This is a genomic window from Finegoldia dalianensis, assembly GCF_046255015.1.
GTDB lineage: Bacteria > Bacillota > Clostridia > Tissierellales > Peptoniphilaceae > Finegoldia > Finegoldia magna.
In genome coordinates, this window is record NZ_JBDLBQ010000002.1 from 231083 (window position 1) to 245577 (window position 14495).

5 protein-coding genes and 1 pseudogene are annotated in these 14495 nt (G+C 34.4%); all 6 read left to right on the forward strand.

Going from position 1 to position 14495, the window contains the following annotated elements; all coding sequences use genetic code 11:
* Positions 1-25: 25 nt before the first annotated feature.
* Positions 26-868, forward strand: a pseudogene (locus ABDJ34_RS03630) (ABC transporter ATP-binding protein); the annotation flags it as partial.
* Positions 861-1613 carry an antibiotic ABC transporter permease gene (locus tag ABDJ34_RS03635; RefSeq protein ID WP_412701403.1) on the forward strand — a complete coding sequence of 251 codons (753 nt, stop codon included), beginning with the start codon at positions 861-863 and terminating at the stop codon, positions 1611-1613. The pseudogene ABDJ34_RS03630 and the gene ABDJ34_RS03635, both read left to right, overlap by 8 nt.
* Positions 1603-2274 carry an antibiotic ABC transporter permease gene (locus ABDJ34_RS03640; RefSeq protein WP_412701404.1) on the forward strand — a complete coding sequence of 224 codons (672 nt, stop codon included), beginning with the start codon at positions 1603-1605 and terminating at the stop codon, positions 2272-2274. Before ABDJ34_RS03635 ends, ABDJ34_RS03640 begins: the two co-directional genes overlap by 11 nt.
* Entirely contained in the window at positions 2274-3575 is a 1302-nt protein-coding gene (locus ABDJ34_RS03645; protein ID WP_412701405.1) for an MFS transporter, read from the forward strand. Before ABDJ34_RS03640 ends, ABDJ34_RS03645 begins: the two co-directional genes overlap by 1 nt.
* Before the next feature lie 56 nt (positions 3576-3631).
* Positions 3632-3991: a desulfoferrodoxin family protein gene (locus ABDJ34_RS03650; protein ID WP_412701406.1), complete on the forward strand. Its 360-nt coding sequence runs from the start codon at positions 3632-3634 to the stop codon at positions 3989-3991.
* 424 nt (positions 3992-4415) lie between these two features.
* Entirely contained in the window at positions 4416-14402 is a 9987-nt protein-coding gene (locus tag ABDJ34_RS03655; RefSeq protein WP_412701407.1) for a cell wall-binding repeat-containing protein, read from the forward strand.
* Positions 14403-14495 lie beyond the last annotated feature (93 nt).

Below are 14495 nucleotides of genomic sequence, written 5' to 3' on the forward strand. Positions count from 1 at the left end.
TAATATTAAAAAATCATTCGACGGAAAAACTGTACTTGACGTTGAGAATTTGCAAATAGAAAAGGGCGAAATAGTTTCAATTATCGGAAAAAATGGATCCGGTAAAAGCACACTAATTAAAATTTTGTGTGGATTGTTGTACCAAGATCAAGGAGAATGCAGTGTTGATAATATATCCAACAAAAACTCTAAAATCAGAGAACACACCAAACTTGTGCTTGAAAGTGGTGGAGGATATTACGATTATTTAACAGCCACTGAAAACATCATGTATTTTCTCGGACTAAACCACGTTAATTACAATGAAAATGAAGTGCATAATTTGATGAGCAAACTCGATTTTACAGAATTCAAAGACAAAAAAGTATCAGAATTATCCCAAGGAAATCGTCAAAAACTTTCTCTCATAGTGACACTTCTAACCAATCCCGACATAATTTGCTTAGATGAACCTACCAATGGATTGGACATCAATAGCATGAATATTCTTTTGAATTTCCTACACAAAATAGCAGTTGAAGACCAAAAGACAGTCATCTTCACAAGTCACGACCTATCATTTATGAAAAACATCAACTCCAGATTAATACTAATAAATGAAGGGAAAATCGTATTGGATAAACCATCAAAACAGTTGTTTGATTCAAAAGACTTACAAAAAGACATCATTGAAATAGAAAACACCAACAGAAATCTACTAGATAATTTGAAGAAAACGAAATACGAATTTAGCGACAATTCAATTATACTGTCAGTTTACGATGAAGATGAGAAGGAATTTCTACTGAAAAACTGTGACATCATAAGTATGAGAAAAGAATCTTTAAATGCAGAAGATGTGTACTTCAGGGTGATTTCAAATGTTTAGTAAATTGTTATTGGAATTTAACAGAGATTTCTCAGAAATAAAAAAATACAAATTCAACGTCATATTTGCAAACATCGCAGTGCTTTTGATGGCACTTTTTATCATTGATGGACTGTTTGTAAAAGAAAAAGAAATCGTGTTTTTGATGATGATATTGTGGTATTATGCTACTTATGCGATAGAATCTCCGACATTTTTGATACAAAACGAAATAACAGACAGAACACTGATATCAATTGTCCAATCAAAAACGGGGATACTATCTGTTGTTTTGTACAGAAATTTAGTGGAATATTTGATGAATACGATAAAAGTAATCGTGATATTCACACTGATATTTGTAAGCATCGACTTTGATTATTCGAAATTCAACCACATTCCTATAATAATTTTAGTGATGGTTGTGTCTGTGTTCATACTTTATCAATTGGGCACTTTCTTATCAAGCTTCACATTATTATATAAAAGACTTGGAAGTTTTGTGGCATTGGCTGAAACATATATGTTGTTTTTCGGAGATATTACATTAAAAGTCAACAACAAAGCACTTGTACTTATCAACAAAATATTGTTTCCATTTAACAACGCTCGTGAAATCTTTACACAATTACAACTGAATAATGTGAGATATGATTTGATAATACAGCTTTTGATACAGGCTTTGATATTGTCCGTTTTGGTCAAATTTTCATACGATAAAAACATTCAAAAAAGCATGAAAAGAGGTAATTTGTATGGGATATAAATACGGCGAACTAAGAAAATACATCGATGAAAACAAAAACTATAAAATCGAATATTTCTCAAAGCTAATATCGGATATTATCATGCTTGCAGGAGTTTCTTTTATGCTAAAATCAACGGATAATTGGAACAACGAATCATTCACGTATTTTTTGATATGGTATTTGTTACAAACAGTGTTATTTGAACTCGTTAAATCCATAGAATTTGAAATCAAAAGCGACGGGCTGATTAATATGATTTCATCTAGAACCAGCATTGTAATGATTTATTTCAGAAGAAGCATCGTTTGGTTAGTAAAAGCGGCGATTTTGTTTTCGATTGTAATATTTTTATCGGGAAATGGATTAAACGGGATAATACAATTCAAACCAAATCTGATTGTAGCGATAATCTTTTCATTAATTCTAATGTATGGTGTGTTCTTCTTATTCATGGCACTTACATTAATTTACGAACGTGTAGCATCATTTACAGGATTTATCACAACAGCGTTTTTGATATTTGGATACAAACTTACCATAACACAAGAAATTAGGAAAATAATTGTGGGAAATCAAGCAGATATGAAGAAAATTGTGTTGAATTTGATACTTTTATATGCTGTGGCGTATCATTTTATGAAAAAAGCAAGAACGAAACTACAGTATAGGGGATTCTAATGAACGAGAAATTTAAAAAATTTATGGTGGTATGGTTTGGGCAATTTGTGTCTATGCTTGGGTCGGGGATTTCATCATTTGGATTATCGTTATGGATTTTCATGATGACAAAAAGCGCCACGACTTTTGCGATGACATTTTTGGTTCAAATTTTACCGGGAATTATATTTGCGCCATTTGCAGGATCAATGGCAGACAGAAAACAACGAAAACATATTATAGTGTTAACCGATTCACTTGATGCAGTACTTAAAGTTATACTTATGATTTTACTTGCGACGGGAAGTATGAAAGTGTGGATGGTATATCCGTTGACTTTCTTGTCGCAAACTTTAGGAACATTCCAAAATCCTGCATTCAATGCGACGATTCCACTTTTGGTTGAGAAGAAGGACATTCCAAGAGCAAATGGTTTTATGCAACTTATCAGGGCTATTCAAAATATGCTTGCTCCATTGATTGCAGGTGCACTATTTCCATTTATAGGACTTACGGGATTATTTGCAATTGATTTTGTAACTTTCTTCGTCGCTATTTTGACGATTTTACCACAAAAAATCGAACAAGAAATCGAAGAAGTTAAGGAATCTAACTTCACTAAGACAATTGTTAGTGATTTGAAAATAGCTTTTGAAGTGTTAAAACAAAAACAGGGATTTATTCAAATAATAGTCGTATTTTCAATTTTGAATTTTGTGGCTAATATTGCAATGGTATTGGTTGGTCCGTTGGTAATGAGTAATTATGACACGAAAATTTACGGACTTGTGAATTCTGTGTCGGGAATTGCAATGGTGTTAGGTGGAGTAATTTCTGGTGCAATTCCAAGTAAGAAAAACAAAGTAAGATCGATATTTTTGAGTCTTATAAATTGCTCAATTGGATTGATAGTAATGGGGATAAATTACAGCTGGATTGTGATTGCTGTGGGATTTTTCTTATTTATGATACCGACACCTTATGCGAATGGAACCTTCGGCTCATTGATGCAATTGAAAATAGAGACAAAAATGCTTGGAAGAGTGGGCTCACTGGTAGATTGTCTAATGAAGATTATTACTCCTATAGCGATTATCTTGGCTGGTTTTTTGGCGGATAATGTGTTCAATCCACTTTTAGTAAAGGGCGGCAAATTATCTGACACTTTTATCGCAAAAATCATTGGAGTGGGAAATGGCAGAGGAATTGGGTTGTTATTTGTAATTTGTGGAACCATTTTACTTATCATTTGCGTTATGATGCTTTTGAATAAAAACATTAATCGACTTGAAGAACTAAACCCAGATGTAATTAATGATTAGTTTAGTGTAATTGGGGTATAAATACTCTGTAAGAAATTTTATAGGGGGTAATATTAATGGCTAAATTAACAGAAACAGTTCAATCTGGAGATTGGAAAGAAGAAAAACACGTTCCAGTTATTCATATTGATAAAAAAGACGACGGATTTAAAGTATGCGCAATAGTTGGTGAAGAAATCGAACACCCAAACACTTTCGAACACCACATTGCATGGATTAAAGTATTCTTCCAACCAGAAGGAGAAAAATTCCCAGTAGAAGTAGCTTCTTACCAAGCAAGTGCTCACGGTGAAGGCGAAGTATTCACTAAACCACACGCTCACGCTTATGTAAAATCTAATAAACCAGGTAAAGTATTCGCATTAAGTTATTGCAATATCCACGGTTTATGGGAAAGTGCTGAAGAAGTAAAATAGTTTGATATAATAAGAGCTCTTAGCGGAGCTCTTTTTTTCGTGGATAAAATTAGATACACACAAATTCAAAAATGTATTTTAATTCAAAAAGAGTTAGCTCTGAAATTGTATGAATTCAACAATACATTGTAATAATAAAAAGATATTTGGAGTTTGGTTTGAAAAAAATTTGATTGTAGAATAAAAAAATTATTTCCTATTTTAAAGCAAACAGACAACGATTACATACTTATGTGGGATTTGAAAATCATTGTTAAAAATCATAGCATAATTTCATTATGGTTTTTTATTTAACATTGTATTGTTGTTTAAAAATCGATGAATGGCGATACATTATATTGAAAAAACACTGATTCTGTGATATAAATATAATAAGTCTAAGTATAGATATAAATAAAAATAAAAAATTTAAGGGAGTGGTATTATGCGACATTCGATCAGAAAAGAAGTAAAACGTTTTATTTGTTTTATTATGACGATGATAATGGTGTTGACTTCAATGCCGGTGCATTTATTGGCAGCAGGAAGCGCTTACACAAATGTATCAAATGTAAATCAAAACGATGTTTTAAACAAAATTCCAGTTGATATTGCAAAACCAGAAGCAGAATCGACAGCAACAGATTTAATAAAAAATCCTGAGCAGCCAAAAATCTACACGCTTCGTACAGATTATAAGGTATACAAAAATGGTGAAAATAAGATAAATTACCAACCTTATGTGGCAAGTGTAGGAGAAAAGGCAACAGATGCTGAAAAAGCTAAGGTGAACAAGGATATTAATCTTCCTGATTTAAAGGGATATGTAAAGCCAAAAAATTCATACAATATTAATTTTCAAGATATTGTAGACAAAGCGAAAAATCCAGAACGAGATGGATTTAATTTTTTGGGAACGCAAGAATTTGTATATGGTAAAAAGCAAAGTTCTGTAAAAATAGTACACAAATTTCAAAATTTAGAAGATTTTAATAAGTATGAAGAAAATCCAAATGTTAAGTCGACACAACAAACAGGTTATACGGGTTCTGTATTGGAAGTAAACCCAATTAGAGATAGCAGAATTGAAGGGTTTGAACCTGAAGCAGATGTTCTTCCAGTTTTAGTTCCCGAAGATACGAGTAAGTTTGAAGTGGAGTTTCGTTACAATCGCAAGACTTTTAAAGTGGACTTTGATACAGATGGAGGAACTTCTATTCCTACAAGACTTGTGTATTATGAACAAACTATCCCAACAGTGAAAGAACCTACCAAAATAGGATCAAAATTTGTAGGTTGGAAACCATCTGTTGATTTAAAGGATGATTTAAAGGACGAAAAAGGGAAAATTTTTAAAGCTAACGATTTGATTAAGGATTCTTCAGGTAATCCTATTAAGGATTTGAATGCTAATCTCAAAATGGCAGCAAGTGATGTAACATTTACAGCTGTTTGGAAGGAGGAAAAAAAGGCTGACTATGTAATCCAATTTTGGACTGAAAAACCTGATTACGATGACAAGGATGACACTTTAGCTTTGCGTAATCGCTACGATTTTATCGGGGCAAGAAGAATTGACAACGCAGACACAGGTTCTACACCACAACTTACTGATTTGGATATACATGGAATCACATTCCCAGACCTAAACGGTGGACGCTTACAGAAGGCTCAAAATGATCCAAAGGAATTCGCCAGATATTATTTCTTAAATGAGAAATTGACGGAAAAGCAAAACGCATCAGAAGACAATCCTGAAGTACAAAAATCTGTTTTATCCACCGGGGAGACAGTCTACAATGTTTACTACGATCGCAGAGTCTACACCCTTTACTTTACATCCATTAATAACGAATATGACGATTATGCCTACTGGCCGATTATTACAAAAGATGGACAAGTCTTAGGTAAGGAAGGGGCTCCTTATAAAGTAGATGTTCGCTTCAACCAAAGCTTAGATAAAATATGGCCAAAGGATGAAGAAATTTCAGGTCTTCCGAAAGGTGATAGTACCAATCCTACCGGAGATGATGGCTTAATCGGTTGGATGATAAATCATAATAATAACGATAATGGGGTATCAATTTTTCGTGACACGCCGCCTTATCGCTTAAGTGCAGAAGATTTTATTGACGCTAAAGATGTAATGAGTACAGAAGACGAGAGTGGAGGAAAGGGTCATGCGGATAAAATACCTATAGGAGAAAATGAAACGAAAGATAGGGGCGAATATGAGATTTCCCTTGGAGCCAGCTACATTGACACTGCCATTGCTTACCATATTGACATTATCAAGGACGATTTTGAGGGCAAGGAACAAATCGATTATGACATGAGCTATTGGAAGAGTGACACGAATACCTACGATTATGAATTCATTTTGCCTCATCTTCAAGGATTTACGCTTAAAAAAGAGACAAGGCCGGCGCAATTGATAGGAAAGATAAAAGTTGGAGATGTAGAGAAAACTTTTGATAAGTTAAATGAAGAAAGAAATAAAAAAACGCCTTTTAGAAGCGACGACGACAAGATCGAATACATCTCTCATTTTCCTTGGAGCAAAAAATTATTTGACGGGACGAATGCCTACGATTATGCAAACTACTATCGTAACAAGTACAAGTTAAAACTAAACAACGACCCAAAGACTGTAAAAAATGACAGTGAATATGGTGCGGGCAATATTTTAGATGTGCCTTATGAAAAGCCATTAAAGGATTTGGAATTAGATACAAAGCATGTGCCTGAAAGACCAGATTGGGTACCTGATGATTGGACATTTAGGGGTTGGGCACTGGATCCCGCCGGCGACAACCTGATAAAAGACGGAAATGAAACTAAACTTCACTATGACCAAACTTTATACGCTAAGTGGACAGAACCCGACAAGCCATGGAAGATAACTGTAGACCCAAATCAAGGAAAGCTAGACGATATCAAAGCAAATGAATTGACTAATGATAAAGTTACTGTAGTTAAAGATGGAAAACCCATAGAATATCCTATAAAAGAGAAAAATGAAGCTAACAAGCAAGTTTTCACGGTTAATAATTTGCAACAATTAAAAAATCTTCAAAGCCCAACACGTAAAGGATATGATTTCTTGGGTTGGGAATGGGTCAGATACAAAGAAGACGGAACAGTTGATGACTCGTACACTAAAACTTACCATGTTCCAGAAAGATATCCATTCGGAAATGATGTCGTAAGCGATGTTTATTTGAAAGCTATTTGGGTTGAAAATAATCGCGTGGATGTTGAAGTATATCACCATTTTATAGATAAAGATGGCAAAGAAATAAAAGACGCTTACCACCCTAAAAAACAAATATTATCTGGCATCAGAGCTAACCAATACGTATCGGCCAGTGCGATTTATCAAGATGAAAATTGGATATTAATGCCTCATGAAGAACTTGAAAAAATACCAAATGAAGACATTAAAAAACAATACGAAGAATATAATAACAGAGTACAATTAAATAATACAGATTTACAAATAATTAGAGTTAAACCAAAAAAAATTCTAAAAGATGGCAAGTCTGTGGATAATCCAGAAGCAAAGGACAATGTATTCCACTTCTACTACAGACATTTCAGAACTCGTGATTACAAAGTAAATTATGTTGACGAAAGAGGAAAAGCTGAGATAGAAGCAGAGAAAGATCCAGCAAAGAAGAAGACATTAATCGAAAAATACAGCGTTATTGCTCAAGAACAAGTTCAAAGCAAAAACCGTCACTATGATGCTAGAAACTACAGACCAATTCCGGGCTGGGTTTTGGCTAGTGATCCACAACAACAACTTTTCTACGACGTAGATGAAAAGACTGGTGAGTTCAAAGGAATCAATGGAACAGGATCCGATGAGATAACATTCTACTACAAAGACGTCAGAATAATCGAAGTTCCTGGAAATGAAAAAACACCAGAAGGATATGTAAGAGTAACTTTCAAAGCTGACAAAGGTGGATCCTTTGGTAAGGATGACAATGGCAATGATATTACAGAACTTAATTACGATGTAATAAAGGGACTTAAGTCAGACCTACTCCCAGTTCCAGAAGAATTAAAAGATGGCGAAACTGTAGATGCAAGCAAGCACTACATCACACCAGATGCAGGCAGAAGATTTAAAGAATGGGATAACCAAAAGCTTCTAAATGAAAACACAATTATCGACAAAGGATACACATTTACAGCTTACTTTGAATGGTCAGATGTAAAGATTGATACCTTAGTTGTTACAGAATCTAACAAAGATCACAATAATAACTTTGCTCCATCTACTGAACAATTAAAGAAACAAGTTCACTGGTATAAGAGTGGAAAAGAAAGTGAATTGCCAACAGGTTCTGAAATTATCTTCGATAAAGACATTGATAATACAATTTACGAACAAGTTAAGGAATTAAACAAAGACGACACAATAGAACTTGTAAGAGAAATTAAAATTCCAGCAAAGATAAAATTTGCAGACAATTCTGTTCAAGATATCGAAATTCCTGTCAAAATATACAAAAATGTTTACGAAGCTTTGACATCGGGAGACATGCCAAAAGTATTGAGAGATGCAACTACACAACCTGACGGAGACTTAGTAGATGTAACAGGAAATTATGTAAAAGTTACAGTAAATCCAAGTGGAAAGCCTAACGACAAAGACAGCAAGATTTATTACGTTAATCCAAAAGCTTGGGTAGATATTCCTGAAATAAAATTAACAGATGAAGAAAAAGCAAATTTAGGATTCACAAATTGGTCAGCCGATAAAAAAGCTCAAAATGAAAATCAAGAAGAAGCAGGAATCTACGACTTTAACAAACGTCACAAGTTCACAGAGGACACAGTTATATCACCTGGATTTTCAACAGATGTTGTTGAACAAAAAGACAAAGACAAGCCAAAAGTTCCAGATAACTATGTAAAAGTTATCGTAAAAACAACAGACAAGGCTACGAATGAATTTACTAAGACATTCTGGGTTAATCCAACTAAAGAAGTTACAATTCCAGTAGATAATCCAGTTGGAAAGACTGTTGATAAAACAGAAACTGAAGTAGCTAAGGCTTATACTTTCAAAAATTGGAAATCAAATGAAGAAACTTCAAGAACTTGGGAAAGTGAAATAAAGGGACAATTTACAAAAGAAACAACTATTACAGCTGAGTATACTGATGTAAAAAATATCATTCCTTACGATCCAGAAGAGCCAATCACAAGACCTGATGGATATGTAAGAGTTAAATTTGCAGCAGAAGAGGGACTTACTTTATCAAATGTAAACTATTACTATGTGAAGAAAAATTCAGGTGTAAAACTTGGTAACCCTACAATTGTCAAACCAACTGTAACTGAAAAAACAGGCTACAAGTTTGAAAAATGGGACACAGAAGACGCATTTGAAATTACTGAAACTGATATAACAGTAACAGCAAAATCAACAAAACTTCCTACGGTTATTCCAGAAAAGGATAAAAATGGAAAACAAAATGAAAAGCCAAAAGGATACAAGGAAGTAACTTTTGTAGTTAAAACTGAAGATGAGGCTAAGGGTGCACTTGAAGGAGTTACAAAATTCTACGTTAATCCAACAGAATATGTAACAATCAACCCACCAGCTACAAAGGCTGAAACAGGTTATGAATTTGGTGCATGGGACAAAGATACAACAAGACCTACAGTTTACGCAGATGATGTAACCACAATTGAAGCAAGCTTCAACGGCTTGAAAGACATTATTCCGAAGACAAATCCAGACGGAACAGAAAACACAAAACCTGATGGATACAAGACAGTTACATTTGTAATCGAACCAGCCAAAGGCGGAAAGATTGCAGACGGTGAAGTTACAGTTTACTATGTAAATCCAGCTAAAGATGTAACAGTTCCTCAACCAAAGACACAAGCCGACACAGGATATGAATTTGACAAGTGGGATAAAGATACTACTACAGCTAAGAAGTACACTGAAGATACAACAGTTAAGGGTAACTTCAAAAAACTTGAAGACATTATTCCTTCAACTGATGAAAATGGTAAACAAAATCCAAAACCAGATGGATATGTAACAGTTACTTTTGACAAGGGTGAACATGGAAAAGAAATAACTGGTAAAACAGTTTATTATGTAAATCCAAAGGCTGATCCAGCTAAAACTTTAGGTGATAAGCTAATAGTAAAACCAACAGTAAAAGCCGATACTGGATATAAATTTACTAAGTGGGATTTTGCTGATACAAAAGAAATCAGAAGCGATATAACAGTTATTGCGCAATATGAAGAAATTGCTGATATAGTTCCAAAGACAAAAGATGACGATTCAGAAAAACCAGAAGGATATATCACAGTAAAATTTAGCGCAGAAAAAAACGGAAAACTTACAGGAACTAGCGTATATTATGTAAATCCAAATAAAGCGGTTGTATTAAAAGACAAGGCACCAAAAGTTACACCAAACACAGGATTTGACTTCGCTGGATGGGATACTCAAATTGAAAGAGCTATCCAATACAATGACGGAGATACAATCAAAGCTGAATACAACTCAAAAGGCGATGTGATTCCACAAGAAAAACAAGATGGCTCTGACAAGCCAGCAGGTTATGTAACAGTGACATTTGTTAAAGGTGACCACGGAGAATTAAGTGGCAAGACTGTTTACTATGTAAATCCTAATAAGGAAGTTACAATACCAGCACCAACTGTAAATGCAAATGTTGGTTATGAATTTAGCCAATGGGACAGTGAATTGACTCAAACATTTACTAAAGACACTACAATCACAGCACACTATGCTCCTTTAGAAAACATCATTCCAGGAGATAAAACTAAACCAGATGGATATGTAACTGTAACATTTGTAGCTGATGAAAATGGTCGTTTAACAGGAACTACAGTTTATTATGTAAATCCTAACGTAGAAGTTAATCTCACAGATAAAGCAAATGCTATTACTAAAACTCCAAATGTGGGTTACACTGCTGAAGGTGGATCTTGGATTAACAATGATAGCAAGGTAATCATCGACAAATTTAATAAAGATACGGAATTTAAATTTAATTTCGTAAAACTTGACGATGTAATACCAGCAGGAGATAAGGTAGAACAACCTAAGGGATATGTCAAAGTTGAATTCACATCTGATGACAATGGTAGTCTTGAAGGTGGAAATAAAACTTACTATGTAAACCCAACTAAGGGAATTAAAGTAGGTTCGGATAAACTTCCAATTCCACAAACAAAACCAAATGCCAACTACAAGTTTGATAAATGGTTAGAAAATATCGACCAAAACGAAGCAATCACAACAGATAAGAAATATGTAGCAACTTTCAAGATAAATAAAGTTACTATGACTTACAAGGCTGATGACAAAACTTCAGGAACTGTTCCAAAAGAATTATCTTATGATGTAGGTACAGAAATTACTTTGGCCGGTGGAAATGATCTTAAGAAAGATAATTTCGTATTAGAAGGATGGAAGATCGGCGATACGGTTTACAAACCAGGTGCAACATTCACTATTAATGAAAACACAACAGCACAAGCAGTATGGAATGCAGATACTCATACAGTTGAATTTAATACAGATGGTGGAACTCATATCCCATCACAAAAAGTAAAACACAATGAGTTAATCACAAAAGTTAACAATCCTGAAAAGCCAAACTATACTTTTATAGGATGGAAAGTTGATGGAAAAGATTTTGACCCAGCAACGGAAAAAATCACAAAAGACATTACACTTGTTGCACAATATGTAAAAGATGTAATACCACAAACTGGTACAGAAAAACCAAAAGACGTTCCAAACAACTTTGTTGAAGTGAAATTCGTTCCTACGGATAAGGCTACAAATTCTACTCCGAAAATATTCTGGGTAAATCCAGACAAGGAAGTTACAATTCCAGTACCAAATCCAACAGGAAAACAACACTTTACATTCAAAGAATGGAAGCTTGGTGAAAAGGCAGATGGAGATGTTTACACACCAACATCTAAGAAACAATTCAAACAAGCTACGACAATCACAGCAACTTATACCGAAGCCGAAAATATTATTCCTTATGATCCAACAGAACCTATCACAAGACCTGAAGGATATGTAAGAGTAACATTTGAAGCAGACGATGGTCTTACTTTATCAAATGTAAAATATTACTATGTAAAAGAAAATTCGGGCATAACTTTAGAAGAACTTGCAAAGCCAAACGCAAAAGCAAAAGTTGGATTCGAATTTAAAGCATGGGATAAAGAAGACACACTGGAAATCAAAGATAAAGACGTTGTTGTAAAAGCACAATCAACACCAATTGCTGATGTTATTGAAGAAAAACCAGGAGTAGAAAAACCAGATGGATATGTGGAAGTTAAGTTTGTGGCAGGCGACAACGGAACTGTTGAACCAAAATCATACTTTGTAAATCCAGCTAAGTATGTAAAATTGACACCACCAACAACAAAACCTAACACAGGATTTGAGTTTGGTGGATGGAGTCAAAATGCAGAAATTCCTACTCAATACACTGAAAAACTTACAACTATTACTGCAAGCTTCAACCCTGTTGATTCAGTAATTCCAAAAACTGAAGACGGTCAACAAAAACCAGATGGCTATGTGACAGTTAACTTCGTAATAAAAGGTGAAGGCGGACAAATAGCAGATGGTGAAACAGTAACATACTTCGTAAATCCAAATGAAGAAGTAACAATTCCTCAACCAAATACAAAAGCTGAAATAGGCTATGAATTTGAAGCTTGGGATATTGATACAACGACAAAGGCTAAGTATGAAACTGATACAGAAATTACAGGAAACTTCACAAATCTTGAAGATATTATTCCTTCAACTGATAAAGATGGTAATCCAAACGCACAACCTGAAGGATATGTAACAGTAACATTTGACAAGGGAGCTAACGGTAACTTAACTGGACAAACTGTATACTATGTAAATCCAAATGCTGGAAAGAAATTAGCTGACATTACTAAGCCTAAAGTAACACCAGAAACTGGATTCAAGTTTAAAGCTTGGGATACAGAAGATAGTTTCGTAATAAAAGCAGATAAAACAGTTACTGCACAATATGACAAGTTAGCTGATGTAATTCCTAAAACAAAAGATGACGATTCAGAAAAACCAGCTGGATATATTAAGGTGACATTCGACACAACAGAAAAAGGAAAGATAAAAGATTCAACTACAACAACAAAAGTTGTATTTGTAAATCCAAATGTTGCAGTCGTGTTGAAAGGATTTGCTCCAGAAGTTGTGGCAAATAAAGGATATGAGTTTGAAAGATGGGATACTTCGATTGAAAAAGCTATCCAATACAATGATGGAGATACGATCAAGGCTATCTACAAGGATGATAAAACTCCGGACAAGCCAAATCCGGACAAACCAAATCCAGACAAACCAAATCCGGACAAACCAAATCCAGACAAGCCAAATCCGGACAAACCAGATGACAAACCAAACCCAGACAAACCAGACGACAAGCCAATACCAGGAAAACCTGAAAAACACGGCAACAGATACGTTGAACGTATTGCTGGTAGGGATAGAAACCACACAGCAATCAACACTTCTAAGAGATTTTTCAAGAAATCAAAATATGTAATCATTGCCGATTCGGGAAATTATCCTGACGCATTGACTGCAACTGTTTTGGCTCACGTATTGGACGCTCCAATATTGTTGAACAACACAAGATATCTTGAAGATGACGTTGCAGAAGAAATCGTAAGATTAGGAGCTAGTGAAGTTATAATTGTCGGTGGTCACAAATCCATTTCTGAAAATGTTAAATCACAATTAGCAAAATACGATCAAAACAAAGTTCAAAGAATTTGGGGTCGTGACAGATATGTAACTTCATCAGAATTAGCATACGAAATCGAAAGATTAACTGGCAAAGTGAACAAAGCTATCATTGCATCTGGAGAAGATTTCCCTGACGCATTGGCAACAGCACCTCTTGGTTCAAAAGAAATCGCACCAATTCTATTGGTTACAAGAAATCAAATGGACAAGAAGGTAAGCAAAGCTCTTAAAGATTTGAATATTAAGAGAGTTTACGTTGCAGGTGGACAAAATTCAGTATCCAAGAAATTGGAAGCTCAATTGCCAACAGTAATCAGAAGATTTAATGGACAAGACAGATATGAAACTGCAGTACAAGTTGCAAGTTACACATATCCTGATTCTAAGGAAGTATTTGTAGCATCGGGAGAAGTATTCCCTGACGCATTGGTAATCGGACCTGTATGTGCAAGAAGAAAAGCACCAATACTTTTATCAAAATCAACACCAGTAAAAGTAACTGATGATTATATCGAAAAATCTAAGATAGAATATCTATATATTGTCGGTGGTACGAATACAATTTACGCTGAAACAGCACACAAATACGCCATAGAAGATTAAAAAAATATTTTTTGCCGGGCACTTAGTGTCCGGTTTTTTTGTTTGCTGAAATACTTTAATTTCATATTATAAACACATCTTGTGTTATAATAC